Here is a 26268-nt window from a genome sequence, read left to right on the forward strand (position 1 = left end):
TCAAAGACTAAGGCGCATGTGTTTTAGATTCTCTTCGTCATAAACACGCTATTGGGGTCGAGTTGGTAGCCGTCGAAGGGGCCACAGATTTCAAAACCAAATTTGCAGTAGAGCAGGCGGGCAGGATTGAAGAAGTCCATCGAACCTGTCTCTAGACTCAGGCGTTTGACGCCAGCGCTTATGGCATCGTTAATTAAGTGCTGCAATATCTTAGACGCTATGCCCTGTTGCTTATAGGGCGCGGCGGTGCGCATGGATTTGATCTCCGCATGCTCGGCATCTAACCATTTTAGTGCACCGCAGCCCGCTAAATTGTTGCCATCCCATAGGGTCCAAAAGCGAATATTGGGCTGACGCAGGCCGTCAAGATCTAATGCGTGAACGCTTTCAGGCGGTGAGGTTGCTCGCATATCGTTGAGGTGTTCCGTTAAAAGTGCTGCAATTTCAGGCCCTTTAAGGTCATCTAAGATTATTTTCATGGCTCTTATGGTGGATTTCATGGCAGATCGGGTGCTCCCTATTATTTTGGCTTATCCATAATTGTGTCATCGCGCTTTGTCATCTGTTTGCCAATGCGCCGTGGTAGATAAGCAAATGCTAGGCCACAAACTTTTTATCAAAGCAAAAATCAAAGTCGTGGGGTTTCACCCCACACCCGACCAAAAGGGGAAAAGCGCCTGTTCCCCTTTTGGATATCCCCCGGCGTCCCCAACGGAGTTGAAAGCCCCTTGGGCATTAAGCATCCTTATGCTATCGCGTCAGACGCTCGTCCCTGATTCGACTGACGCTATCTCGGCCTCCATGCCTCGATCACGCAACGAATGCTAATGCCCTGCGGCAACTCCGAGGGGAAAGTGTATTTCTTAGGCTCTGGCGTTATTGGTCAATTTTTTAAGGAATCAAAGTTATGCCTGTCCGATCTTTTATACACCCAGTTCGGAGTTGTATGCAGGGTGGTGGAGGCTAGATACATCCGGCTACTCGATTATATGTCGTTACTCATACGCTTCTTCACACAGCAACAAAATAGCTGAAGCGGTAGCATTAATAGAGTATTGCGCTACATGTTCAGGAACGGATTTATTTTCGTTGCCTGCGCCATGTGAAAAGCTTAATCGGTTGCGTATTGTAGCTATCAATATTAACGGTTGCTCCCAAAACGAATCCAGCTCCGAGTTGGAAATAACTATATTCAATAAAGGGGCGGCAGTTTGTTTTTCTGTGTAGGTGTAACCACGCCTTTTACAAATTACCTTCAATACACTTTCGAATGAACTACAACATTTACTTACACAGTCCTTGTAATCACCTTTTCTAAAGTCTTGTAAAGCAAGCATAAATTCTTCATTAGCATTTAGTAGGTCAGGCTTGCGCAATAACGAAAATGCAGGTTCTATTGCACTACCATGAATTAAGTCTGAATCTTTTCGAATTACTTTGGGGTATTCTCGAATTTGTTTACTGGTTGCAGGGGAACCGTGGAAGTAAGTTTGAACTTCTTCCCATACTGTTTTTGTTAAATAGTAAGGAAGATCATCAACGACTAGAAACTCGTTGATTTGATCAACCAGCTCTTCTTCTCTATTCCTTTCGTTCCAAGTCATAATTTGGAATGTATATTCAATTACGTCTAGCAAGTGCTTATCTTCACAAACCATTATAAAATTTAAGACTTCATCGGCTTGAGACATCCCCCGATATGCATTGTCGATTAATTGATGTTTGCCGTGTAGAAAGCACAGCTTTTTATGCATTTCAGCTAATGCAGTAAATGTATTATCAGAAAAGAACTCTTCCAAAATCATGAAATAACGATTTCGAAAGGTTTTAGCGATAGGTTTTACTTTTTTCTCGTGAGGGTGTTTTCTCTTTGAGAAAACATCGAATATATTTCCTAGCACAGGCATTTCCTAGTCATATAACAGCGCACAATTTCACCATTGGCATTTGGTAAAACAAGTCACTGATTTAAAATTTGATTTCTACAATAGCAAAAATAATTCTGGGTATAAAGTGCGCATGATTTAAGCTCGCTCTATGTCAAATGTTATCGTAACAAGTTGATATTCATTAATAAGATGCTCAACGTTGATTATGTTAGCGATCAGCTATAACTACTTATTTTTGATAGTATTAATGTGACTCTAGCCTTTTAAGCCAGCAGATTACTCTGATGCTTGGAAGGCAAACCATGGTGATTGGCGAGACGACCGTCCGCCCCATGGACGGGGCGGTCGAGCATCCAAGGATGGACTTGCTGCGGGTCGTAGAGCCTGTACCATGGTTGGCCTCACTCTGAATAATATCTATGTTTAACTGCCTCTTCGCCTTCGGTAACTCTCGTTTATCAACTTAGATTCCCTAGGTTTCTTTCACAGCGTCGTGAGTGAATGTCATGGCAAGCCTGTATAGGCGAATATCAGCAAATGCTAAGGCCAATAGCAAATTTTCTTTTAATTTAAAAAGTGATCCAAACGGATATAAAAATGGCCGAGGATAAGCTCGGCCATGATTTACTCGATTAAGCGTAAAACGGGTAGGTTTAGTAGTATTTCTTCAAATAACTCTCGGCGTAGTTTTTGAGTTTTTTGTTTGAGCTCGCGGTTGCCATATTTTCAATCACATCGCGGTAAGCGGTATTCCCTGAACTAGCTAGCGCTTTTGCCATGTTGGCATAGGTATCGATGGCGAGTTTGTCATTGGCCATTAAGCGTGGTGTTTTCAATTCGTTACTGAGTACGGCCAGGATAAAATCATCGTACTGGCGGTCATCTATGATGCGTTTAGCCGCGAGACGCATTAATTCTAAATCATTGCTGCGTAGGGCATTGGCAAAGGCATTATTTTGCTGATTTTGATCGGCAGTATATTGGCTTTTATCCGCAAGAATCGCATTCCATTTTTTATATATTGTTATGTTTTCTAAAGCTTGACCTGCGTATTTTTTGAGTTTTTTAGGATAATCACCATTAACAATCTTGTTGATGGTTTCGCTGTACTTATCATTGCCTGAATAAGCTAAGCCTTTGACTAACCAAGCACTGTAGTCAATGGCATTTTTTTCAGTGGCTTGGGGCAAAGATGCGAGTAGCTTTGCTTCGAGAGCATCAAAAATGGCAGGATCGGATAAACCAGCGATGGTGAGTGATTCAATGGCTTCTTTTTGCTTGAATTGGTTATCACCCTTAAAGATTTCTTGATAGGTTTCAACCGTATATTCCTGAGCCAATAAAGGCGAGCTTAATAAACTGATGCTAAGCAGCATACCTGCAAACAGTGGTTTCATGGTGATGTCCTTATGTGGTTTTTATATGTTGTTATTGGGCCCAGCGTTTAAAAATCAGCGAGGTATTAATGCCGCCAAAGGCGAAATTATTACTCATCACATAATCTGTGTCGATTGGGCGCGGCTCGTTGCGGATATAGTCCAAATCGGCGCATTGTGGGTCGATACTTTCAAGATTGAGTGTCGGCGCAAACCAGCCCGCATTCATCATTTCAATACTCACCCAAGCTTCTAGTGCACCGCATGCGCCTAAGGTGTGGCCCGTGTAGCTTTTAAGGGATGAAATCGGCATGTTAGTGCCAAATACTGCGTGGGTCGCGTGGCTTTCGGCGATGTCACCGCGATCCGTTGCTGTGCCGTGGGCGTTCACATAACCTATGGCGCTAGGCTCAAGCTGGGCATCTTTGAGCGCCAACCTGATAGCGATTTCCATGGTCTGCGCATTCGGTTGGGTGACGTGTTGGCCATCTGAATTCGTGCCAAAACCGACTAACTCAGCGTAAATCTTGGCGCCACGCGCCTTGGCGTGTTCGAGCTCTTCGAGTACCAGCGTACAGGCACCTTCGCCAATCACGAGGCCATCACGGCTCGCATCGAAGGGGCGTGGCGTGAGTTCGGGAGTGCTGTTTTTAGTGCTAGTGGCAAACAGGGTATCGAACACGACGGCCTCAGTGGGGCAGAGTTCTTCACCGCCGCCCGCCAACATTAAGGTTTGATGACCGTATTTGATGGCTTCATAGGCGTAACCTATGCCTTGGCTCCCCGAGGTACAGGCGCTGCTCGTGGTGTGAATTCGGCCCTTTAAGCCGAAAAATACTCCCACATTCACCGCTGTGGTGTGTGCCATCATGCGGATATAACTCGTGGCGGTGACGCCCGACATATCACCGGTTTTCAACATATCGCCAAAGGCGATGATGGCATCGGTACTGCCAGTGGACGAGCCATAGGCGATACCCATTTCACCCGAGGACACGATAGGATCGTCCAATAATCCTGCATCGATTAATGCAAGTTCACTGGCGCGGGTCGCCATGATGGAAACCCGACCCATAGAACGAATTTTCTTGCGCGAATAATGGCTTGGCACTTCAAAGTCGCTAATGGGCGCGGCTAAGCGGGTATTGAGGCCATCGTATTTATCCCATTCACCCATAGCGACAACACAGTTTTTCTGCGCCTTAAGGCTCGCTGCTATCGCCTCCCAATCATGGCCCAGGGCGGTAATGCCGCCAATGCCAGTGACGACCACTCGTTTCCCTAAGCGGGTTTGATTTGTCGCTTCGCTCATTTAGATCATGCCTCCATTGACCGATATCACTTGGCGAGTGATATAGGCGGCATCGTCAGACATTAAAAAGGCGGCTAAGGCGGCGATTTCACTCGGTTTACCCATGCGGCGCATCGGCACTAATTGCTCGACCATATCCTTAGGAATATCGGCCACCATGTCGGTTTCAATCAAGCCGGGAGCGATACAGTTGACGGTGATTTTGCGTTTTGCCAGTTCTAATGACAATGCCTTAGTCGCGCCGATAATACCCGCTTTTGAGGCGCTGTAATTGACTTGGCCACGGTTGCCCGCAATCCCAGAAACTGAGGCTAAGGTGATGATGCGCCCGCCCTTGCGGCCTTGTACCATAGGCATGACGCAGGGGTGGATGACATTATAAAAACCGTCCAAGTTAGTGTGGATCACGCTGTCCCACTCGCTTTCTGTCATAGCGGGAAAGGCGGTGTCGCGGTTGATGCCAGCATTGAGGATCACGCCATAATAGGCACCATTGGCCTCGATATCGGTTTCAATGGCGGCTCTGACGGTTGCGCGGTCGGCGACATCAAATTTCAGCAGGTTCGCATTCACTCCAAGCGCGCGGATTTGCGCGGCAGTGTCATCGGCAGCCGCTTGGTTACTGTGGTAATGCAGGGCGATATCGAAACCCGCAGCGGCGAGTTTTAGGGCGATGGCTTTACCAATACCACGGCTCGAACCGGTAACTAATACTCTGTTATTCATCTGTTTTCTCCACCCCATTTTATCGTTATGTGTCGGTATGGGGTTTCATGTATTTATGGTAAAAAGGTCGATTGTTAAGGCGCTTTAATGCTTTTTATCTACATCATTGCTTTAGTGCCCAAGACTTCTATTTGCCGCGTCTTGATTGCCTGCAAGGTAGGCTTGTGTGTCCTGAGGCTGGAACACATTCACATTGGCTTGGGCCACTAAGCTCTTTTCTAGGTTAGAGCCGGCTTCGGGCAGCAGATAAATTTGGCAATCGAATACCGCTAATCCCGACTCCTCTTGATAGAGGCGGCTGACTTGGGTGCGATAGGTGCGCCCGAGCTCATATTGCTTTGCATACAAGGTTAATTTGCGCGAACCCAATAGAAACCCGACGCGGATTTTATCATTGCGAAGCTTTGCCTCAACCCCAGCAAGGGCGGCAATACTTTGGGCCATATATTCGATACCCACATAATTGGGTACGGCTTGATATTTATCATCGAAATAAGGGCTCTGCGCCGTGATAGTGACTTCGGTCTCTAGGTTATCGCGCCGATAGCCAATGATTTTATCGAGCAAAATCATCGGTGCCCTATGGGGAATAAAATCGGCAATATCCTGTTCGGCAAAGGGTTGGTTAATCTTAAGTAACTGCATGGTACTAGGCCTCGTTACGGCAGAAAATTAGGCTGGCATTACTGCCGCCAAAGGCGAAGGAATTGCTCATCACATAATTAAGCGCGCCCTTAGCAGCGACTTGATGGCGCTCGACCAAGGCAATGGGCGGATCCTGTGGATCGACTTGTCCGTCCCATTGATGGGGCGGCAGGGCTTGGCGGTGATTATGTGCTGAAAGTAATAAATAACAGAAGGCGGCTTCAATGGCGCCAGCGGCACCTAAGGTATGGCCGACTAAGGGCTTGGTCGAGCTACAAGGGGGCGTGTTCACGCCAAACACCTCAACCACGGCGCGGCTTTCCATCGCATCATTTTTAGGCGTGGCTGTACCGTGTAAGTTTATGTAACCAATGTCTTTTGTTGCAATGTGTGCATCTTGCAACGCCGCGTGCATAGCAGCGATAGCGCCTGCGCCTTCGGGGTGTGGCGCCGACATATGGTGCGCATCGCTCGACTCGCCAATACCCGCTAGCATGACCTCTGACTCGCCCAACGTTAGGACGAAAAGCGCCGCGCCTTCGCCGATATTGATGCCATCACGGTTGATACTAAAAGGATTGCAGTGGCCTTTCGAGACAGATTCTAAGGCATTAAAACCATTGACTGTGAGTTGGCATAAACTGTCGACACCGCCGACAATCACCATATCGCAGAGGTTAGCCTGTAATAGGCGTTTGGCACTGGCAAACACTTTAGCGCTGGATGAGCAGGCGGTTGAAATTGTGTAGCAAGGACCATCGAGCTCAAAATACTGGCGTAAAAAGTCGCTGGTGCTGCCGAGCTCCTGCTGGAAATAGTGGTAATCCGCGGGAAAGTATCCGTGTTGATTTCGATACGCAAGTGCCGCTTCGCCTTTAGATATGCCTGACGTGCTCGTGCCTAGTACTACACCAATACGGGCATGACCAAAATCCCGTTTCGCTTGTTCAACTGTGGTCGCAATTTGCAGTGCGGCGCACAGCAGTAATTGGTTGTTACGGCAATCGAACTGAATGAGTTTTTCGGGAATGGTTGGTAGTGCTGCCGTCACGGGGGCAACTAAGGTTGGGTGCTCGAACAGGAGAGTGTCACTGCGCAGCATCGCACTGGTATCACCGGCGATCAGGCGGTCTAAAACCTGCTGGGGATCTTGCCCTAGCGGGGTACACAATCCAATCTGTGTAATAGCTACTCTGTTCATCATTGTGTGTCTTTTTACCATGGCACAGTTAAGTGCGGATGCTAACAGATTAAATCGGTTCGATTTCTAGCTCAAATTTAGCTTGTGGCATAGTTAAGCTGATGTGGGCTTGCCAAAGAGCATCGTCGATATTTTGCTGATAACGGATTTGCACCACATGGGTTTGCTGGCCGCTTTTACTGATCAAGGTATCTTGGCTATAGATCTGGCGACAGGGGATTGTATTCACTCGGGTGCCTATAAGCGTATCGCCCTGATTTCCCCCAACCGTATCGCAAAGGCCTGTGACTAAATGACCACCTTCTAAATGGGCGCGAATACTCTGCTCAGGCCAATAGATCAGTTGCATCATCGCCATTAAATACTCAGCTTTAAAATTGTCCCCTAGCAGCACGCTTTGTTCACTGCTGAGTGTATTACCATCATAAACTAAGGTAAACAAAGCCTGTCCGAGTGGCGCTAAGCCAACGAGCGTCATGCGCTCATCCTCTAACTCTAATTGAGTGAGCAGCTCGTGGGACTTATCACCCACTTTAATGCTGACCTTTTGGCTAAAGGACTGGGGTGAGGATACGCCCGTTTTGCTCTCGGTTTGCTGGCTGCTAATGTCGGCGGGTTTGGCCGTCGGCTTAGTCAGAGGCTTATCGGCTGCGGGGGCAAAATCGTGGGGCAGTGGCGCCAAGCAATAACGCATGTCTTTAGCGAGGCCGATACAGGTTTGCCTGAACAGCAATTCGCTACATCCCGTCAGCCCCAGACTGATGATCAGTAGCGCGGGGAACACTCGCCATTTCGCGTCAAAGTTAAGCGACATGCGGTTACGCCTCTGCAAATTCAGGAATGGCAACTTGGTTTTGGCACAATTCGACCACCATATTCAGGCGGCGCTCCGAGTCTTTAACGAAGGGATTATTGAGGTCCCAAGCGTAGCCCGCCAGAATCGAGCAAATCATTTGCTTGATGCGTGGATTCGGTTCTTTATAGAAGATCACATCCTGAAAGCGGCCATCATACCAAGCTTGCACATAGGTGCGGAAGGTATTCACCCCCTGCATTAAAGGTGCTGAGTAATCGGCTTGCCAGTCAACCGTTTCGCCATTGAGTTGTTTCGTCACACATTTTGCCGCCATCGATGCCGATTGCATGGCGATAGTGACGCCGGAGGAAAATACCGGATCAAGGAACTCGCCGGCATTACCCAGTAGGGCGAACTTGTCGGTCGCAAGGCGTGACACATTGGCTGAATAGCCCTTGAGCGTGGCGCATTCTTGCACCACCTTAGCGTTTGCCAGTAGGGCTTTTAGTCCTGGTTCTTCATTGACTATGCTCATCAATTGTTGCTCAAGCGAACCTTGTAAACGCGCAAGTAATTGCGGTTCTGCCACTACGCCGAGTGAACAACGGCCATTGCTAAAGGGAATGAGCCAATACCAAATGTCTTTATACTCAGGGTGGACGCTGATTAAAATCTTATTACGATCGAAACTGGGATCGCTGATGTTATCTTCCACATGGGTGAAGATGGCGCTGCGCTGTGGCAGACAAGACGGACTTTCTAAGTCGAGTAAGCGTGGCAACACACGGCCAAAACCACTGGCATCAAGCACATATTGGGCGCTGATTTGATAAAGCTCGCCCTGTTCATTGCGCACCATTAAGCATGGATTCTCGGTTAAATCTATCGCCTCGACGGTTTCGCCGTAGCGGATGTCGACCCCTTGGCTTTGGGCGGTATCGGCTAACAGTTTATCAAAACTGGCGCGCTGCACTTGGAATGTGGTGCCCGGCCCTGGGGTAAATTTATCGGTAAAATCGAAGGTGGTGTAAGTGCCATTGCGACGAAAGGCGGCGCCATTTTTATGTTGGAATCCGGCGGCATTGAGCGCATCTAACATGCCGGCTTCTTCGATAAACTGCATGCAGCAGGGCAGTAAACTTTCACCGATGGAGAAACGGGGGAAATGTTGTTTTTCTAACACAAGCACGCGCTTGCCTTGTTGGTGTAGCAAGCTGGCGGCAATGGCGCCTGAAGGTCCTGCGCCGATAATAGCTACATCGACGGCAAGTGAATTTGGCATAGCCGATAAATCGTGAGCGGGTGTTGGCATGTAAAGTACGTTCCTTGTCGTTATCAGGACTTTTTAGTCGTTAAAATCAGTGGCGAAAGTAAAAAGGTTAAACCTATACCTAGTGACAGGGTTAAACCAAAATAATGAATCGCTTGGGTCTGGCTAAAGGCGAGTAAACCAAAGGCTAATAGGGTCGAGCAGGCGGACATAAATACCGCCATCATCACTGCCTTGCCGTGGTTTTGAGCAGAGGCAAAGAACAAGCTGTAGTCTATCCCAATCCCGAAAACTAAAATGAGCGCGAGTGCATGGAACAGACTCAGCGGCGAGCCCGTTAAGCCTAAGGTTGCAAGCGTTAGCAAGGCCGCAAGGGCTGGAACGGCAACGACAACCGCGGCTTTTTTAATGCCAAAATTCAGGCTAAACAACAAGAGTGCGATACCGAGTGCGAGCGCTAACAGCTTTAGAGTTAACAGTCGGTAATGGCCCATGACGGCGGAGATATCCGCGACTTTATCGGTAAGTTGTACGCTTTGAACATTGGCAAAGCGCGCCTTGAGCGCGTCGATCTGCTGAATGCCGCCAAGCAAGACGATTGCGCCATGATCCGTGCCATGCTCAGCATCATAAGCGGTGGCCTTGTCATTCGGCGCAAGCCACAGTGGCGCGAGTTGCCTGCCTGCCTCTAGCGTAAAGAAATCTGCTGGCGTGATGTAATCTGTTTTCGCGGCCAAATAGGCGGCTTGTAGCTCTGGCTTTAAGTTCTCATCCAACCCAAGGCTTGTGAGCACTTGCTCTAACTGAGTTTGATAGATATCACCCTGTAAGCGATAAGCCGTGTCTTGCCTTTGATGGCTGGGAAGATACCGGCTGAGGCTGACGTAGTTGCCTAACTCTTGGTTCGCAATAGCGGCATCGAGCTGTGGCGACACTCGCTCAAGCTGTTGTAGTAGTGCTTCTTCACTCGCGGCGCGTACCAGTAAGAATTGATTATCTGTGCCGCCGCTGAGTAGCTGCCTGAGCTTATTTTCAGGTTCAGTCACGCTCGCAGGGCTTTGCTGCAAATGGCGAATATCGTCATCGACGGTTAACTTGGTTACGCCAACCAGACACCACATCACTATCACTAAAGCAAACATGCTCATGCCTAAAGGTGAGGTCAATCGGTTGGATAACTGAGTGAGGTTGGCAAGGTACTTCCCCGCTAACGCTAATGGGCGGGAGCCCGATGGCAAACGACTTCCCGCTAACAGTGGGTAGGCGAGAATGAGGGTGAGATAAGCCCCGAGCAGCCCCGCGGCGCAGAAAATCGCCACTTGCTGCATTCCTGGAAACGGCGCTAAACCTATGCCCACATAAGCTAAGGCACTGGTGATAAAGGCAAGCGTCACAGTGGGGAAGATATACGCGACCGTCGCCTTTGCGTTGCGCTCGGTATCGCTTAAGCGCTCGCAGTAAAAATGAAAGCTGTAGTCGATGGCAATGCCAATCAAGCTAGTACCAAACACTAAGGTGAGTAAATGCAGCTCGCCAAACACGCTTAAGGTAAAAGTTACGGCCAGCAACAGTCCGCTGGAAATGGTAACGATTGCCAACAGTAGTGGCATCACAGAGCGAAACGCCAGCCAGACTAAAGCTATTACCCCAAGTAAGGATGCAAGACCGAGAATCGAGATTTCACTCTTAGCCGTTTGGGTCGCCGCAATCGCGTGAAACAGGGCACCAGCCTTAAGCAGGGTAATATCGGGATAGCTTTGTTTAACCGCATCCAATCCTAGGGTTAATGCCGTCATCTGCGCCAATTGCGCATTGGGATTAAAGGCACTTTCTTGGCCCTTTGCCATAACAACCGCAGCGACATTATCGCCTTGATTAGCCAGCAGAATACCTTGGCTGGCTCTGACTTTTGAACTCGGCGCGAGGGCGAGTAAATTGGCGGGGAATAACAGCAGCGGATCTTGGGCAAGCAAGTTGCTATTGGCGTAACTAAAGGCGTTGTAAAGCTGCGCTGTGGCCGCTTCAATCAGATTTCCAATGTCTTTCGTTGCTAACGCCTCAGCTTGTGGCGCTGTCAGTAATTTAAATCTGTGGGGGAAATAGTATTGCCCCAAGGCTTCACCGAGCTGCATATCGGCGCTGCGAATATCTGTAAGTGCAGCATTTTTGCCAGTAGCAACAAGGGCAGTTTCAAGCTTTTGCATCAACAGCTTAGCCGCAGCGATTGCCGTGGTTTCATCCTTGGCGACGAGCGCAATATAGACTTGATCGGCGAGCGTCGCTTCAACTTGGTTAAGGGCGCGCTCTGTGAGTTTGTCCTGCTGTAAATGGGGCAGCATGGCGAGAATATCGCTCTGCACCCTTGCGCCGTTTTGCCAGAGTTGCAGCGTCCATAGACTGGCTGACAGCATCAATAGCAACCAAATGGCAAGGCGCCATTTAGGGGATGATTGTATTAGCGCTTGATTGGCGCGCGCGGTGAAATTAGCGGCCATGGTTAAGGTTTATTCGCCTCTATCGCCACAGCATACTGCGTCAATTCGGTTTCGCTGAGTTTACCTTGGGAAAGCGCACTAAAGTCGATGCGGGTCATATCCTGTGGGCTCACACTCGGCGCTGCGCTCAGCAGCACTAAGGATTGCAACACATCGCTCCCCTCTAACACCATATTGGCGATGGCTTTTTTCATTAAGGGATCTTTGGGCGTTAGCCCTAATTGCCATTGACCGTCTGTGTTCAACCTCTCTGGGCTTAACTTTTCTGTGTTTAACTTGTCTGTGATGAGAAAGTGCAGCTCGAAGTTTTCACTTAAACCGGAAATATCACCGCCGAGCATAGCGCGCACTAGGCTGGGTAATAAATCGCCCATAGCGGCGGCGCTCGCCGAGGCATCGGCCTTGCTGACTTGGACTCGACCTTGGCTATCGCGCTGAATCAGTTGCTTATCTTTTAAAATCAGCAGGGATTCGAAGGGCTTTATCTGTTGCCATATCAGCCCTTGGGTCTGATCGAAGATAAACTGGCCTTGGCTGATTAACGGCTTTTTGAGCACCTTTAGTTGCCGAGATTGCACATACTGACCTCTCACCGTTTCGCCCAAGTTAAGTTTTTGGCTTAAGGCGACAAGCTGCGCTTTATCCGCAGGTTGGTTGAATAGTTGCTGGTAATTGTTGGCAGAAACTGCCGTTGTCGATGTGTCAGCCTTGCACTGTGCCGATATCCATACGCTGCAAAAACACAGGATAAGCATAAGCTTGATGTGTGTTAGCGCGGCATTCATTGGTTTTCAACCTTAGCGAGCAGGGTGGCTATTTTGTTACGGAACACCTCTGGGGTGACAAAGCACAATTCTTGGGTGCTCATGTCGACTGCTGCCTGAATGGTATAACCCTTAGTGATGCGCGCACCGGTTTCGACATCGCGAATTTGATAATTGATCTTTAAGCGGTTTTCCCACTCAACTAACTCGGCACGCACTGTGATTTTTTGCTCGAAGGTGCTGGCTTTGACGTACTTAATCTGCAAATCGATAATAGGCCATGCATAGTTAGATGCTTGCATTTGGCGGTAGTTATAGCCCAGCTCATCGAGCAGTTTGCAGCGAGCAACCTCGAAATAACGCAGGTAATTGCCATGCCAAGTGATCCCCATGGAATCCACATCGTGGAAGGGAATTTGCATTTCCATATCGATAGTGAGCAATGATTTCATCGGCACACTTCCCATTCGCCTGCTTGGATTTTAGCTATGGTTTGGCGCAGCACGGCTTCAAGCGGCCTATCTTCGATTAAGGTCTCAAAATCGGCGCGCACTTGAGCGAGGGTTTTCGCCAATGATGGCGTGAGCGAGGCTTCGTTCAGCTCATTTTGTGCGATACGCAGGCCAATACCTTGGGTCATGGCGAGCAGGGCTGCCGCAGCGACTTGTTCGGTCAATTGCAGCACGCGCATACAGTCGCGGGCGGCGATAGTGCCCATGCTCACCTTGTCTTGGTTGTGGCATTCGGTCGAGCGTGAGAACACGCTGGCGGGCATAGTGTGCTTGAGCGCTTCTGCTGTCCACGCCGATACCCCAATTTGCACCGCTTTAAAGCCATGATTAATTGCGCGGCGCGGGCCGGTTGAGCCGGATAAGTTAGCGGGTAAGCCATTATTAAACTTAGGGTCCATTACCAGTGCCATTTGGCGATCGATAAGATCGGCTAAGTTAGCCACAGTATTTTTCAGCGAATCCATCGCAAAGGCGATATGGCCGCCGTAAAAATGGCCACCGTGGAGAATATGCTCGCCTTCGCCGTCGACAATCGGGTTGTCGTTGGCGCTGTTGACTTCGGTTTCGATAAACTGACGCATAAACGGCAGCGCATCCTGCAACACGCCGATAATGTGCGGCGCGCAGCGGATGGAATATCTGTCCTGCAGCCTGTCAGAATTACGTGGATGTTCGTGGTGATTTAAATCTTCCCGTATCCAAGTGGCGATTTGGTTTTGTCCCGGATGCGGTTTGGCGGCAAATAAGATTTCATCAAAATGGTTCGAGTTGCCTTTTAACGTTAACGAAGCCATAGCGGTAATGCGGCTACTTAAGCGGGCAAGATATTGGGCGCGATCGAAGGCTAAACAGGCCAAGGCCGTCATCACAGCCGTGCCGTTCATCAGGGCTAAGCCTTCTTTTGGGCGCAGTACATGAGGGATGATGTTGAGCTTAGCGTAGACATCTTGAGTCGCTTGGCGTTCACCTTGGTAGATTACTTCGCGCTCACCGACTAACACGGCGGCTAAATACGACAGCGGCGTTAAATCACCACTGGCACCGACCGAACCTTCCTCTGGGATTACAGGGACTATGTTGAGATTGAGCAAAGTTTCGATGCGCTTTAATAGCTCATAGGTCACGCCAGATTTGCCAATGGCTAAGGAGTTTAAACGGCAAGCCATCACAGCGCGGGCCTGCATTATGCTTAAGGTCTCGCCTAAACCGCAGCCGTGGAAGCGGGTTAAATGCAGTGGCAATTCGTGGACCAGATCTAAGCTCACATTGACTGTGCAAGAGTCGCCATAACCAGTTGTTACACCATAAACCACGCCTTCTTCGTGCAGCAGGCTATCGATAAAGCGCGCACCTTTTTGAATATATTCTTGATAATCCGCATCATCACAGAGCTTGACTGGTGCGCCCTTGGCGACGGCAACCACTTGTTCTAAGGTAAGAAATTGACGGCCGAACTCAACAGTCTTTAAGTCTGATTGATTCTTTGAGTCGGCGGCTTGGGTGTGGCTCATGAATGACTAGTCCTGTCTGTCTTATGATCCTGCTCTGGGATCTGCGGTGATGTTGACTCTGCTGTTACAGCATCGGCTTGTACTGAATTGGTTGATGCGCGTTCTAATTCGCTGTCTTTACGCCAAAAATCGAAGAAGTTAAACCATTGCAAAGGCTCGCGTCTGGCAAAGTATTCTAAGCGTTCGCTGTAGCGATTTACTGCCTGCTGTAATCTGTCCATTCTGCCCGCCCTTGGGCCTTTAAGTGTTTCGGCGAAGTGCTCTAAATACACCCGATAACGGCCCTGTTCCCGTAGGCAAAACATTAAAAACACGGGGCAATCGAGTAAGCCAGCCAAAATAAACGGCCCTTGGGGAAACGCGGCATCTTGACCCATAAACGGCGCGTACATGACGCGACCTTGGGTATTCGGCGAGGTTCTATCGCCCGCGATCACCACCAGTTCACCGGCTTCTATTTTTTGCTGCAACAGCATAGACGTCGCGGGGTTAAGCTCGGTCACTTGAATAAGATTAAGCGTGCTATCTGGATTTAACTGTTTGAGTACCTTATTGAAATTTTCCGCATGGCTCGTTAACACCATGACATTCACTTTGACTTTGCGCTGGTGGATTGAAATGGCGCGGCAAAGTTCTAAATTGCCAAGGTGAGACACCAATAACACGGCGCCTTTACCGCTTTCGAGTTGGTCGGCCAGCACTTGGCGATCGGGGAAATCCACTTGGCTCAATTGGATGCGATCGCACCAGGCATCGATTCTATCGAGTGCGGCATTGCCAAAGGCTAAAAAGTGATTCAGGCTATCGCGCCAGCCTATGGGCTGATTGAGCTTAGGATGTTGCGGCTCAAGTACTTGTACGCGGCGCAGGAAGTCTAACGAGGCGTTACGGGTGACTTTGCCCGTGAGAAAGAAATAGCAAATCACAGGATACATAATGGCGCGGCACAACCAATGGCCGCCAATACGATAGTTCTCGGCTAACAGTTTGATGCCCCAGTAACTGCCGCGCTCCTTCATGCCCGACCAATGGGTGGCTGAAGTTGATGATGTTGCTGAAGTCGATTGTGTTGCTGACGAGCAATGGGAGTTTTGCGCGGCTTGTTGCTGTGATTTACGCTTCAATAGCCAAGGCAGGCGTTTGAGCATGCCGAAAAATAACTTGGTATGCAGTTTAGTGATGCGCACATTGTCGGCCACACCTTGAAAGTGACTAACACCACCTTCGGGATAAATCACCTTAGTCGGCTGGAATAAAATTTCCACCCCTTGCCAGTAGAGTTTGACGAGGATTTCAATATCAAAATCCATTCGCTCCGTTAAGGCTTGCTGGCGCAGTAATCGCTCAGTAGCGGCCAGCGGATAAACGCGAAAGCCACACATAGAATCTTGAATATCAAAGCTTAAGGTTTCGACCCACACCCAAAAATGGGTGATATAACGGCCATAAAGCCTGCCCTTAGGCACGGATTCATCGTACTCGGGTTTGCCTGAAATCAGCGCATCGGGTTTAGCCTGCGCCCTTGCTACCATAGCTGGAATATCGGCCAGATTGTGTTGACCATCGGCATCGACCTGCAGTGCATGACTAAAGCCATCGCGGTAGGCACGGCGCAGCCCTGTCATCACAGCGGCGCCTTTACCACGATTGTACGGATGCAGCAGCAAAGTCACCCAAGGATAGGTTTGGGCTAAGGATTGCAGCAAATAACGGGTTTCGTCATTGCTGCCATCATCAATTAAATAACAGGGCAGATTAAACTGGGCAAGATCGGCCAAGGTCTGGGTAATCGCGGCGCTGTGATTGTAATTGGGGATCACTAAGGCGAGCTTAATGGGCGCCGACTCAACGAGGTCGCTGGGAGGCGTTAGCACTGGCTCGCCCCATCGCTGCTGTTGGTCTCAGAAGGCTTGCTGTTAACGGGCGAGATATCGAAGGCGATACGACCTGACGCGTAGCGGTTTTCACCATCGCTATAGGCGAAGGTGAGTTTTCCCTTAGCCGCATTGTTGCTAATGCTTAAGGTGACTTCTTGCCCCGGCAGTATGAGTTGCTGAAACTTAAGCACTTCTAAGTTGGCTACGGCTTCGCAATAGCCGAAATATTGGCAGCCTAAACGCACCACCCAATCTAATTGTGTCACGCCCGGTAGCACGGCTTGCTCGGGAAAATGTCCCTTAAAAGATTCAAGGTCGGCCGCCACTAACAAACGTAATTCAATATTATCCATGCCGATATTGGAATGCAGGATCGGCGGTAAACTCGATTTAATCATGATCAAATAACTCGACTAACTGGGCCGTGACACGCTTACCCTGAGTGTTAAGCGGTAAAATATCGGGATAACGCCAGCGGCGTGGCAGGGTGACTCGCTCAAATTGCGTCAGTAAATGTGCTTTTAACGCATTGTTGATACTGAGTTTTCCCTGCTCTTGATGCACGCTGCGGCCAAGTGCGGAGAGGGTCACGACCGCGCCCAGTTGGGATTTAAACTGCGGCAATACGACAAGTGCGGCTTGCTCAACATAGGCATGGCTGCCTAACAGCGTTTCCATTTGTGCCAGTGATAGACGTTTTTCTTCAATCTTAACGATGCGATCGAGTCGGCCCTTGAGTCTAAACTGGCCATTTTCGGTCGGTTCGATTTTATCTTCGCAGCGCAGCCATTCATCGTCGGCCAAATAGGGCGATTTAAGTAGTAAGGCTCCGTCGCTAGGATCTTGATCTATCGATATTCTGTCAAACACTTGCCAAGGTTCATCGGCCTCATGCTGACGGCGATAGGCGATGCCGCCCGTTTCTGTGCTACCAAAAATTTCGATGGGCAAGTGACCATAGCATTGGCTGATCCCCTGAGCCGCCGCAAAACTTAATGGCCCGCCGGAGCTAAACACTAAGCTAGGTGAGCGCAGCTGCCGCTCGTGCTCTAAGGCCTTAGGTAAACGCGATAACTGGGCAGGGCTACTGATCAAACACAGGTTTGGCAGTAAGGCAGTGTAATAGCTTAAGGTTTCTGGGTATTCAATCTGCTCACTTAAAAACGGCCGACTGGCGGCGAGTGGCCACAAAATCTTGAATAACAGGCCATAGATATGCTGGTGGGAAACCGTTGAAACCACACTACAATGGGGTAAATGTTCGGCAAAGGTATGTTCGAGCACTGAGACTTCAACGTCTAATTGCTGAAGTGTTTTACGGATCGCCTTAGGTTCGCCACTGCTGCCGGAGGTAAATAGCACAAGTTCGCCGATAGCCTCGCTCGCTGGCCAAGGTTTGCTCGGTAGGCTCAGCTCTTTTCTCAGTAGAATAAAGGCCTGACTTTCACACAATGGCTTGTCCGACAATATGCCTTCAAACTGGTGGGTTAACTCGCTCAGCGTGCCCGTTTGGGTGTTGGCTGGTAAGATAATTTCCTTGCCGGCTAACAGCGCCGCACATAAACCCACAGCAAACAGATCGCTGGTATCACTCGCGAGCAGCCATTTTTTCTCTGGCGCGGCCAGCAGTTGCTCGTAAAAATACGCCACCTGATTGGTAAATAATGCACCTGTGACTATGTCGTGGTGATTAAAGCTAATCAGTTGTTGGGCAAAGGGCCCTTGGGTTAACCAGTTTTTGAGTAGCTGTGTCATGTTTTCTTCAACCAAAAGCTGCGATATAACCACTCCCCACCGAGGAGCAGTCCCATGAGTACGTATGCAATCAAACCGTTATACAAGGTCCAGGTTGCTAAGCTAGTAAAGCCAGCGGTGTAAGCCGCCATAATGCCATTGAAGATAAATAAGCCGCACCAAAGTAGCGTGACTTTTTTAAGATACCCAGTGGCTTCATCCGGTAAATCGGGTTCTTTCAAACGGGCTAAACGTTCGATCATGCTAGGGCCAGTGTGCAGTGAATAACTGAACAGCGCCAGCATAGTGAGATTTATCACTACTGGGTAATACAGCAGCCAGTCACTGCGCTTGGCAAGATAACTGCCTGCCGTGAGCATAATCCCCACCAATAGTGGTAAAACTAATGTCTTAACCCTTTGCTTTTGTAGCATTAGCCGCATTATCAGTAATAAACACAGCACGAGCGCTATGGTGCCAGCAGGCAAGTAACTGAGCCCTAAATACACGGCAACGGGGTAGGCCAGCAAAGTTAGGGCGGTTAAGGCCTGTAGCAAGGCTCGCATTAGGTTTTAACTAAACCTTCGATAGCATTAATTACATCGTTGATTGTGCGAACTGATTTAAATTCATCGGGTTGGATCTTTTTACCTGTCAGTTGCTGCAGCTTTATCACTAAGTCGACGGCATCAATACTGTCGAGATCGAGCTCTTCATACAGGTTGGCCTCAGGCGTAATCGCCTCGGCATCAATTTCGAATTCGTCCACTAAAATAGTGGTCAGCATAGCGAGGATTTGTTCACGATTTTGCATATTCCTCTCCTATGGACGCTGTGATTCGATAAAGCGAGCTAAGCTGGCAACACTGTGAAAATGGGCCTTAGTGGCATCCGAATTGGCTTCGATTTTGACATCAAATTTTTTCTTGATGGCTAAGCCGAGCTCAAGGGCGTCGATAGAATCTAAGCCTAAACCTTCGCCAAATAGCGGCGCATCGGTTTCAATATCATCAATGCTGACGTCTTCTAGATCGAGACAGTCGATGATTAACTGCTTTATTTCATTGTTTAAGTTCATAATTATTTTCGAGTTGTTGTTTATAGTAATGTTCAAGATCCCGCGTCAGCTGCCGGGCCATTTTTGCATGCTCACCTAAAGCTGCTTGGTACTTCTGGTAAGAAACGATTGTGCCGATTTCAACGGCCATTCCCATGGTTTGCCTTGGGATTTCATACCAAGGTTGCTCCTTTGTCAAACCACGCACATTGGTACGTAGCACCACAGGTAAAATATCCGCTTCGGCCCTTAAGGCTATATTGGCAGCGCCGCGGGCAAAGTGGTTAATGGTCGCACCGACCACCGTACGCGTGCCCTCGGGGAAGATAATTAAATTGGTGCCTCTTGCGAGCACTTCGCGGCAATCCTCTAGCATGAGTTCGGCGCCGCGATTGGGAATATAACCCGCGCAGGACACCACACCACGCAAAAATGGATTACGCCACAAAGCTTGTTTGACTATGCAGCCCGCATTGGGCATGAGACTTATCAATACCACCACATCGACTAAACTGGGGTGGTTGGCAATGACAATAACGCCTTTGGCATCATGTAATTTTTGGGCATCGTGGCTGCTGACCTTAATCACACCTGCCCAAGTGAGCATGGCGACAAAGCCTTTGAACATTAAATGCACGGCCTTTTGTACCCGAATAATCCGCGTCTCGGGTGTGCCTGGCCAAAAACGCAGTAGCGGCAGAATGGTCAAGGAGCTTAATAAGCCGCCTAAGCCAAAGGCGATATAACAACTCACGCCGCCTAGCCAACGTGGCACATAATTCAGCCCTTCGCGGCGAGTTTCCGGCAAGGTATAAGCGGCATTGAGTATTGAATCTTGATGATCCTTGGCGGCGTCATGGCTGTGGGCTGCATCAAACATGCTCAAGTCTCCAATGCCATTGGGATAAGCAGCCTGAAATATTTTGCGCCGTCGCTAGGGCGTGGATAAATGCACCATAGGTCAGCGGATTTAAAGCTGTTGCTTTAGAAATGCGGCTCACCGTGAGCTTGGCCGAAGCGGGTGTATCGAAGGGCGCGAGCTGTAGGCCTAGGGCTAGAGGTAATTCAAATTCTTGGGTAAACTCATCGTAAACAGGAGGCACTGGATCATCACCGAAGACCAATAACAATGGTTCTGGCGATTGATGTAATTGGGCGAAAGCTTCGACCATAGCTTGGGACAGGGTTTCTGTGCCCGCCGCAACTGAGGTTGAAGGCGCTGTATTGGCCGCCACTATGCCAAAAATGCCGCTGGCGGTGTTGTGCACCGACTGACTAAAACCTAAGGGAGATAAGGGCTGTTTGGCGATAATGTCTTCGAGCAGGCCAATGGTGCGCTGCAACTCTCCATGGCGCGAGGCAAAAATAGAGCGACAATTTGCAGGCATTTCGCACTGAAAACTCACCTCTAACATCATCTTAGTCAAGCGACTAAAACGGCGGCGCTGCATGGCGGGAATGTGTTTGAGTGCGGGAGCTGTGGTATCCGACTGTGGTGGCGTATCGAGATTGAGCTCAGCCGAACTCTCGCACCAAGTTTGCCAACTTTGATGGTGCTGATATTGGGGGGCCCAAGCGCCCCAAGAGAGAATGCTGAATGTTAGTTGCACTACTTTGCCTCGACACTAAATTTAAGCTGTCTTAGTTATCCCTAACTAAGTTAGAACATTAATGGATTGCCATACCATAGTGAGGAGTATACGCGTTAGAAGAATGACGCTCGAAATGCCCTCTACAGCGTGGTCATTCTACACTATGCCCTTTCTTTTTATGAAGCCATTTGCATTGTGCGGGTTAACAGAATGGGATCAAGTGCTGTGATTTACAGCACTTATTCGACATTGAGTAACAAACATCGCAGTGGCTATCTGATTGCGCAGACGCTTTAACTTACAGGTTAAAATGAAAAAAGGCGCACTGAGCGCCTTTTGGCATGAGCTTGATAACCTATTGCGACAATTGATTCTCGATTTTACGCAGCGCTACTTTCAACTTGCGAGTATTTTCTGGACCCATACGGATCAACAGTTTTTGTGCACTGGGTAGTGCCTCTAAGTTAGGGTCAACAAATTGATAGTTAACGCTAATTGAATTCAGCTCAATCGGATCTTCAATAATAGGTGCTGCGAGTAACATTTTAATCGCTTGCAGCATTCTGTCGTTAAATTTGGCGTTGCTGTAGCCGAGTTCGGTAAAGGCTTCCTCTAGGAGCGGCGTCAGTTGCTTGTAAGTTGTGATTAAGCTCTGTTCGTCCATTTTGGCAATCGAGTCAACATAGGCATCGTATCTGTGGAAACCCTCAGGATTTAAATACACTTTGTTGGTGATTTCTGAGACTGAGAACAGCTTCTCTGGTCCTTTAAGTGGGCTAACTTTACGGGTTAATTCACCCTGAGCTAGGTTGTCCACGAATACCACAAATTGACGGACGAGATCTTGCTGCACTAACGAAGAACTCAGCACATTGTTATTGATCATGGCGAGGGCTTTTTGTTGCACAAATGCATCACTTTCAGCCAGCACAGGCACAGGTTCTACGACAACTTCAGGCTCTGCCACTGCAGTGGTTTCAGTGCTATTGGTGTTCGTTTCTGTAACGGCAGGCGTCGTCTCAGTGGTTTCAGGCTCTGGCGCACTTTCGAGCGTCATAGGTTCAGATGGCGGTGTTTCAGGCAATACAATAGGGGCGTTAGGGATGAGTTTAGGTGAGTCAGAATCACCGCTGTAGTAATAATATCCTCCGGCAGAAAGTAGCACGACGAGCACTATCGCAAAAAGCGCAAAGCGATTGCTGCTAGAAGAAGTCTCTTGAGGTGTTATTCTATCATCTTGATTAACTTGCATTTTACATCCTTCGCTTGAGTGTCAAGGTAACTTGGTGAATACATGCAGCTAACATTAAAGTGCAAGAGCGGGCTATTTGAAGGCCGCAGGTTCATTTTGCAAGTTTCCATGCGCTTGTCTATAGCGCTTAGCTGAACATAAACAATTTATTTCGAGTAAAGGCAGATGTTACGCCTCGTTCTTTACCCTTTAATATTTACGGCTTAAGCCTGCACATAGCGCTGTCTGTGCCCGAGCCAACGTAAAATAATTGCATCGACTTTTTCGGGAGCTTGCGCCATTACATGGCTTGCTAATTTCTGAATGTGTGGGATCAAAGCTTGATCGCGCACCAGATCGGCAATTTTGAGCTCAGCCAGTCCCGTTTGCTTAGTGCCAAGCACTTCACCCGGGCCACGAATTTCTAAATCTTTCTGCGCTATGATGAAACCATCATTGCTTTGTCTGAGTACGCTCAGTCTTTGGGTGGCGGTATGGCTCAACGGCGCCTTGTAGAGTAACACACAATGGCTTGCGATGGCGCCTCGACCGACTCGTCCGCGCAGTTGATGTAGTTGTGCTAGACCTAAACGTTCAGGGTTTTCAATGATCATCAGGCTGGCATTAGGCACGTCGACGCCCACTTCAATCACGGTTGTCGCTACCAGTAGATGAATAATGCCTGCCTTAAAGTCGGCCATGATTTGCTGTTTCTCGGCGCTCTTCAACCTGCCATGCACTAGGCCAATATTGAGCTCGGGCAGGACGAGGCGCAGTTCTTCGGCTGTGTCTTCGGCGGCTTGGCATTCGAGCACTTCGGATTCTTCAATCAGAGTACACACCCAATAGGCCTGACGTTGGTCGCTGATGACAGCGTTTCGGACCCGTTCAAGCACTTCGTTACGGCGTAAATCAGCAATCGCCACTGTGGTCACTGGAGTTCGCCCCGGCGGCAGTTCATCGATAATGGACGTGTCGAGATCCGCATAGGCCGTCATCGCTAGCGTGCGCGGGATCGGCGTTGCCGTCATGATCAATTGATGCGGATGGAAACCTTGGCTCACGCCCTTTTCCCGCAGGCCTAAGCGTTGGTGTACGCCGAATCTGTGCTGCTCATCGATGATAATTAACGCGAGTTTGCTAAAGACCACATGCTGCTGGAAGATAGCATGGGTACCAATCACCATCTGGGCTGCGCCAGATTCAATATCCGCAAGGGATTGGGTTCTGGCCTTGCCTTTAAGTTTTCCCGCCAGCCAACCTACCTTAAGTCCGAGTGGCTCAAACCAAGCGGCAAAGTTAGTTGCATGTTGCTCGGCCAATAACTCGGTCGGTGCCATCATGGCAACTTGATAACCGTTTTCAATCGCTTGTAATGCCGCCATCGCCGCGACTAAGGTTTTGCCAGAGCCAACATCCCCTTGCACTAAGCGCATCATAGGGTGCGGTTTTTCTAAATCTTTGCCTATATCAGCCACGACTCTTTGCTGGGCGCCAGTCGGCTTAAAGGGCAAAGCCGCGAGGAAGGGATTGAGCAACTGCCCCGTGGCCTGCATGGTGACAGCGGCATCTAAATTACTGCGCTGCCTTAGGCGTAACATGCTGAGATTGTGGGCGAGTAATTCTTCCTGCACGAGTCGTTGCTGGGCTGGGTGTTGACCTAGCTCTAAATCGAACTGAGAGATCCCCGCAGGAGGGCGATGTAGCGTCTGCAGCGCTTGTTTAAGGCTGATGTTGTTAGGTTGCAATTGCGGTGGCAGAAGTTCAGTTAAGCCACCCTCTTCCAGCAATACCAAGGCTTGCTCCGTCAGCTTTAGCCAGCTCGCCTGTTTTAAGCCCTCAGTCGTGGGATAAATCGGCGTTAGGGTATCACTCAGGTGAACATCTTCACCGGGATACACCACTTTATATTCTGGATGCACTATCTCAGCTTGATGACTACCACGGCGCACTTCACCATAGGCGCGGATCATCAAACCATTTTGCATGGCATTACGCTGAGCAACGGAAAAGTTAAAGAAGCGCAGGCTTAAGCTGCCCGTATCGTCGCGCACATTGCAGACCAGCATGCGCTTGCGGCCTTGGATGATTTGTGTCGATTGGATTTCAGCTTCTATAGTGCCGTAACCGCCTAGGCTGAGGGCGGCAATGGGATAGATTTGGGTTCTGTCTTCGTAGCGCAGGGGTAAGTGAAACAGCAGATCTTGTACTGTTGTGATGCCGAGCTTTGCGAGTTTCTCCGCGACCTTTTTGGCGACGCCTTTGAGGTCGGTGATCGGAACAAGATCCAATTGCTGCAAGTCGTTAGCACTCAATCACTGTGAATTTATACATATATTAACAGAGAATAAGCGTAAGGCAATCTCAAGGGGAATTAGGGTGTTATCAAATTTTGTTTGGAAGCATTGCTAATATCCTTCTGTGGCCTTAAGACCACAAAATTGTTGATAAGATATCGTTAGGCTGAAAGCGTGGTTAACTGTGAGTGTTATTACAACCAGCCTTTTTGCTTGGCAATGCGGGCTGCATCGATTCGATTACTGGCATTGAGTTTGGCTATGGCTTCTGAGAGGTAGTTGCGAACAGTCCCTTCGGCGATAAAAAGAGTTTCGGCGATGTCGGAGGTGGATTTGCCTTCGCTAGCGAGGCGAAGAGCGCGGCGTTCTTTGTCGTTGAGCGGGTCGACATCGCCAATCGCCATCATGGCAAGTTCAGGATCGATCACTCGTTTTCCCGCCATCACTTGTTGAATCGCGTTGACTAAGGTTTCCGAGGGCGCATCTTTAAGCAGAAAGCCGCCCACACCCGCTTCGATGGCACGTTTAATATAGCCCGCACGGCCGAAGGTGGTAATGACCACTATTTTGGTTTGGCTATGTTGCTCCTTTAACCATGTGGCCAGCTCTAAGCCTGTGCGGCCGGGCATTTCGATATCCGTTAGCAAGAGATCAAAGCTTTGCTGTTTGAGTAGGCTTAGAGCTTCGTCGCCGTCACTCGCTTGGGTGATACTAAAACCCCCTGCAAGCGTGAGGAGTGCGGCGAGTGCTCCTCGCACCATAGCTTGGTCTTCCGCCAATAAAATCTTCATTAATGTGTTGCTCCCTGCAAAGGTAAACTGACGGTAAAGGTATATCCCTGTTCGAGATTATAGCTCAAGCTGCCGCCTAAACTGTCGAGACGCTCGCGTATACCAGTGAGGCCATTACCTTCTATAAAAGGTTTGGCCGCGGCATTGTCTTTGACTTCTAGCAGCAGGCGGTCTGATTGCTTAGAAAAGTGGATAGAGCATTCACTTGCACCGCTATGGCGAAGAATATTATTAATGAGTTCGGTGAGGATCAAACTCAGTTGGCTTTCTGTGGTTGCACCTAGCTTGGGTAGCTCACCACTGAGCTCGACACTTAAGCCTTTATCCCTTAAGGATTTACAAAGCTGCGTCACGCAACTCTCTAGACCCTTGTGTTTGTAGTCTGACACTGTGTGGCGGATCTGGCTTAAACTTTCCCTCGCAATTTGTCCTAGCTCAATCAATTGGGTTGATGCGAGTTCATATTCTTGTTTTGCGATAAGCTTTTCGGCTAGCTCGGCCTTAAGGGCGATGGAAGAAAGGCTATGCCCCATAATGTCGTGTAGATCCCGCGCGATACGTTCACGCTCAAGCATAGTGGCCAAGGTGGTAATTTCTTGGGCACTTTGCTGTTCTTTCAATTTATGCCGATAACGTCTGCGTTCGGCGACACCAAACATGCCCACGCCGAGCACTAATCCCGAGCCGTAAAGCGGAAAGTAGTAACTGTTAAAGTGGTAAATCTCATTGAGGGCAAACAACAGGCCGATGAGGGCTGCAATAGCCAACAGACAGGTCCGGAGAGGATAAAAAAAGCCAATGAAGAAGGCGGCAAAGGTAAATAGCGAGATAGAGCCTGGGTTGATTGGTGTGATCGCTATTGCTATGACCACCATAATGAGAATGGGCAGATAGGCGCTACGGCTATTGCACTTATAGGTCCAAAAATAACTGGCAATAAAAGGGATTAACACGGCAAAACTGAGGGCGATTTTCCAGCTTGGATAGGGATTTATGGCAAGTGGGATCAGATAAAACACTAAGTTTATCAAATACACCCAAGCAAGTTTTCGTTCGAGCTGAAGGGGAGTGCTTATCATGATGCCTCTGTGTCACTGAGTTGGTTGTTGAATGCCCACCGATGGCATCTGTTTTAATTTATTCTTTTTAGGGATTGGCGCTATCGTCAGCGCCATAGATCCCCGTTAACAAC

At 49.0% G+C, this 26268-nt stretch carries 25 protein-coding genes; all 25 read right to left on the minus strand.

Going from position 1 to position 26268, the window contains the following annotated elements:
* Positions 1-23: 23 nt before the first annotated feature.
* Positions 24-500: a GNAT family N-acetyltransferase gene (locus tag L5M10_RS04690; RefSeq protein WP_263254927.1), complete on the minus strand. Its 477-nt coding sequence runs from the start codon at positions 498-500 to the stop codon at positions 24-26.
* Positions 501-995: 495 nt separating this feature from the next.
* Positions 996-1901 (minus strand): abortive infection family protein, encoded by a 906-nt coding sequence (locus L5M10_RS04695; RefSeq protein ID WP_263254928.1) that lies wholly within the window; start codon positions 1899-1901, stop codon positions 996-998.
* A gap of 641 nt (positions 1902-2542) precedes the next feature.
* Positions 2543-3286: a hypothetical protein gene (locus tag L5M10_RS04700; RefSeq protein ID WP_263254929.1), complete on the minus strand. Its 744-nt coding sequence runs from the start codon at positions 3284-3286 to the stop codon at positions 2543-2545.
* A 31-nt stretch (positions 3287-3317) separates the two neighbouring features.
* Positions 3318-4577, minus strand: coding sequence for a beta-ketoacyl-ACP synthase (locus L5M10_RS04705; RefSeq protein WP_263254930.1), 1260 nt, complete (start codon positions 4575-4577; stop codon positions 3318-3320).
* Positions 4578-5303, minus strand: coding sequence for a 3-ketoacyl-ACP reductase FabG2 (locus L5M10_RS04710; protein WP_263254931.1), 726 nt, complete (start codon positions 5301-5303; stop codon positions 4578-4580). It abuts the gene before it with no gap.
* A gap of 111 nt (positions 5304-5414) precedes the next feature.
* On the minus strand, positions 5415-5948 hold the full coding sequence (locus L5M10_RS04715) for a hotdog family protein (protein WP_263254932.1): 534 nt from the start codon (positions 5946-5948) through the stop codon (positions 5415-5417).
* Between the two features lie 4 nt (positions 5949-5952).
* Complete coding sequence (locus L5M10_RS04720) at positions 5953-7152, minus strand: beta-ketoacyl-[acyl-carrier-protein] synthase family protein (protein WP_263254933.1); 1200 nt, start codon at positions 7150-7152, stop codon at positions 5953-5955.
* Between the two features lie 46 nt (positions 7153-7198).
* A complete protein-coding gene (locus L5M10_RS04725) occupies positions 7199-7963 on the minus strand; it encodes a DUF3261 domain-containing protein (protein WP_263254934.1) in 765 nt (254 codons plus the stop codon).
* A 4-nt stretch (positions 7964-7967) separates the two neighbouring features.
* A complete protein-coding gene (locus tag L5M10_RS04730) occupies positions 7968-9257 on the minus strand; it encodes an NAD(P)/FAD-dependent oxidoreductase (protein ID WP_263254935.1) in 1290 nt (429 codons plus the stop codon).
* Positions 9258-9280: 23 nt separating this feature from the next.
* Complete coding sequence (locus L5M10_RS04735; RefSeq protein ID WP_263254936.1) at positions 9281-11710, minus strand: MMPL family transporter; 2430 nt, start codon at positions 11708-11710, stop codon at positions 9281-9283.
* Between the two features lie 2 nt (positions 11711-11712).
* Positions 11713-12495 carry an outer membrane lipoprotein carrier protein LolA gene (locus L5M10_RS04740; RefSeq protein WP_263254937.1) on the minus strand — a complete coding sequence of 261 codons (783 nt, stop codon included), beginning with the start codon at positions 12493-12495 and terminating at the stop codon, positions 11713-11715.
* Positions 12492-12926 (minus strand): acyl-CoA thioesterase, encoded by a 435-nt coding sequence (locus L5M10_RS04745; RefSeq protein WP_263254938.1) that lies wholly within the window; start codon positions 12924-12926, stop codon positions 12492-12494. Before L5M10_RS04745 ends, L5M10_RS04740 begins: the two co-directional genes overlap by 4 nt.
* Complete coding sequence (gene hutH, locus L5M10_RS04750) at positions 12923-14497, minus strand: histidine ammonia-lyase (RefSeq protein ID WP_263254939.1); 1575 nt, start codon at positions 14495-14497, stop codon at positions 12923-12925. The genes L5M10_RS04745 and hutH overlap by 4 nt, the downstream gene beginning before the upstream one ends.
* Positions 14494-16371 (minus strand): glycosyltransferase family 2 protein, encoded by a 1878-nt coding sequence (locus tag L5M10_RS04755; protein ID WP_263254940.1) that lies wholly within the window; start codon positions 16369-16371, stop codon positions 14494-14496. Before L5M10_RS04755 ends, hutH begins: the two co-directional genes overlap by 4 nt.
* Positions 16365-16772, minus strand: a complete 408-nt coding sequence (locus L5M10_RS04760) for a thioester dehydrase (protein WP_263201621.1) — start codon at positions 16770-16772, stop codon at positions 16365-16367. The genes L5M10_RS04755 and L5M10_RS04760 overlap by 7 nt, the downstream gene beginning before the upstream one ends.
* Positions 16765-18129 (minus strand): AMP-binding protein, encoded by a 1365-nt coding sequence (locus tag L5M10_RS04765; RefSeq protein WP_113941116.1) that lies wholly within the window; start codon positions 18127-18129, stop codon positions 16765-16767. Before L5M10_RS04765 ends, L5M10_RS04760 begins: the two co-directional genes overlap by 8 nt.
* Positions 18126-18674, minus strand: a complete 549-nt coding sequence (locus tag L5M10_RS04770) for a hypothetical protein (RefSeq protein ID WP_263254941.1) — start codon at positions 18672-18674, stop codon at positions 18126-18128. The genes L5M10_RS04765 and L5M10_RS04770 overlap by 4 nt, the downstream gene beginning before the upstream one ends.
* Entirely contained in the window at positions 18674-18922 is a 249-nt protein-coding gene (locus tag L5M10_RS04775) for an acyl carrier protein (protein WP_011787696.1), read from the minus strand. Before L5M10_RS04775 ends, L5M10_RS04770 begins: the two co-directional genes overlap by 1 nt.
* Before the next feature lie 9 nt (positions 18923-18931).
* Positions 18932-19186 carry a phosphopantetheine-binding protein gene (locus tag L5M10_RS04780; protein ID WP_011787697.1) on the minus strand — a complete coding sequence of 85 codons (255 nt, stop codon included), beginning with the start codon at positions 19184-19186 and terminating at the stop codon, positions 18932-18934.
* Positions 19170-20045, minus strand: coding sequence for a lysophospholipid acyltransferase family protein (locus L5M10_RS04785; protein ID WP_263254942.1), 876 nt, complete (start codon positions 20043-20045; stop codon positions 19170-19172). Before L5M10_RS04785 ends, L5M10_RS04780 begins: the two co-directional genes overlap by 17 nt.
* Entirely contained in the window at positions 20038-20775 is a 738-nt protein-coding gene (locus L5M10_RS04790; protein WP_263254943.1) for a beta-ketoacyl synthase chain length factor, read from the minus strand. Before L5M10_RS04790 ends, L5M10_RS04785 begins: the two co-directional genes overlap by 8 nt.
* Before the next feature lie 337 nt (positions 20776-21112).
* Positions 21113-22009 (minus strand): DUF3014 domain-containing protein, encoded by an 897-nt coding sequence (locus L5M10_RS04795; protein ID WP_219255063.1) that lies wholly within the window; start codon positions 22007-22009, stop codon positions 21113-21115.
* Between the two features lie 203 nt (positions 22010-22212).
* The gene (gene recG, locus L5M10_RS04800) at positions 22213-24288 is read right to left on the minus strand and encodes an ATP-dependent DNA helicase RecG (protein ID WP_263254947.1); all 2076 of its coding nucleotides are present in this window, start codon (positions 24286-24288) and stop codon (positions 22213-22215) included.
* Between the two features lie 191 nt (positions 24289-24479).
* Entirely contained in the window at positions 24480-25076 is a 597-nt protein-coding gene (locus L5M10_RS04805) for a DNA-binding response regulator (protein WP_113941110.1), read from the minus strand.
* A complete protein-coding gene (locus tag L5M10_RS04810) occupies positions 25076-26155 on the minus strand; it encodes a sensor histidine kinase (RefSeq protein ID WP_263164398.1) in 1080 nt (359 codons plus the stop codon). Before L5M10_RS04810 ends, L5M10_RS04805 begins: the two co-directional genes overlap by 1 nt.
* Positions 26156-26268: the final 113 nt, after the last annotated feature.

Source organism: Shewanella sp. SM32, from assembly GCF_025654235.1.
GTDB classification, from domain to species: Bacteria; Pseudomonadota; Gammaproteobacteria; order Enterobacterales; family Shewanellaceae; genus Shewanella; species Shewanella oncorhynchi.

Bases quoted from the DNA above. Each gene is read 5' to 3' on its own strand.
- L5M10_RS04745 (WP_263254938.1), bottom strand. From the start codon at position 12,926: ATGAAATCATTGCTCACTATCGATATGGAAATGCAAATTCCCTTCCAC.
- L5M10_RS04770 (WP_263254941.1), bottom strand. From the start codon at position 18,674: ATGCGAGCCTTGCTACAGGCCTTAACCGCCCTAACTTTGCTGGCCTAC.
- L5M10_RS04780 (WP_011787697.1), bottom strand. From the start codon at position 19,186: ATGAACTTAAACAATGAAATAAAGCAGTTAATCATCGACTGTCTCGAT.
- L5M10_RS04705 (WP_263254930.1), bottom strand. From the start codon at position 4,577: ATGAGCGAAGCGACAAATCAAACCCGCTTAGGGAAACGAGTGGTCGTC.
- L5M10_RS04735 (WP_263254936.1), bottom strand. From the start codon at position 11,710: ATGGCCGCTAATTTCACCGCGCGCGCCAATCAAGCGCTAATACAATCA.
- L5M10_RS04805 (WP_113941110.1), bottom strand. From the start codon at position 25,076: ATGAAGATTTTATTGGCGGAAGACCAAGCTATGGTGCGAGGAGCACTC.
- L5M10_RS04710 (WP_263254931.1), bottom strand. From the start codon at position 5,303: ATGAATAACAGAGTATTAGTTACCGGTTCGAGCCGTGGTATTGGTAAA.
- L5M10_RS04760 (WP_263201621.1), bottom strand. From the start codon at position 16,772: ATGATTAAATCGAGTTTACCGCCGATCCTGCATTCCAATATCGGCATG.
- L5M10_RS04740 (WP_263254937.1), bottom strand. From the start codon at position 12,495: ATGAATGCCGCGCTAACACACATCAAGCTTATGCTTATCCTGTGTTTT.
- L5M10_RS04700 (WP_263254929.1), bottom strand. From the start codon at position 3,286: ATGAAACCACTGTTTGCAGGTATGCTGCTTAGCATCAGTTTATTAAGC.
- L5M10_RS04785 (WP_263254942.1), bottom strand. From the start codon at position 20,045: ATGTTTGATGCAGCCCACAGCCATGACGCCGCCAAGGATCATCAAGAT.
- L5M10_RS04730 (WP_263254935.1), bottom strand. From the start codon at position 9,257: ATGCCAACACCCGCTCACGATTTATCGGCTATGCCAAATTCACTTGCC.
- L5M10_RS04795 (WP_219255063.1), bottom strand. From the start codon at position 22,009: ATGCAAGTTAATCAAGATGATAGAATAACACCTCAAGAGACTTCTTCT.
- hutH (WP_263254939.1), bottom strand. From the start codon at position 14,497: ATGAGCCACACCCAAGCCGCCGACTCAAAGAATCAATCAGACTTAAAG.
- L5M10_RS04775 (WP_011787696.1), bottom strand. From the start codon at position 18,922: ATGCAAAATCGTGAACAAATCCTCGCTATGCTGACCACTATTTTAGTG.
- L5M10_RS04810 (WP_263164398.1), bottom strand. From the start codon at position 26,155: ATGATAAGCACTCCCCTTCAGCTCGAACGAAAACTTGCTTGGGTGTAT.
- L5M10_RS04725 (WP_263254934.1), bottom strand. From the start codon at position 7,963: ATGTCGCTTAACTTTGACGCGAAATGGCGAGTGTTCCCCGCGCTACTG.
- L5M10_RS04720 (WP_263254933.1), bottom strand. From the start codon at position 7,152: ATGATGAACAGAGTAGCTATTACACAGATTGGATTGTGTACCCCGCTA.
- L5M10_RS04765 (WP_113941116.1), bottom strand. From the start codon at position 18,129: ATGACACAGCTACTCAAAAACTGGTTAACCCAAGGGCCCTTTGCCCAA.
- L5M10_RS04715 (WP_263254932.1), bottom strand. From the start codon at position 5,948: ATGCAGTTACTTAAGATTAACCAACCCTTTGCCGAACAGGATATTGCC.
- L5M10_RS04690 (WP_263254927.1), bottom strand. From the start codon at position 500: ATGAAATCCACCATAAGAGCCATGAAAATAATCTTAGATGACCTTAAA.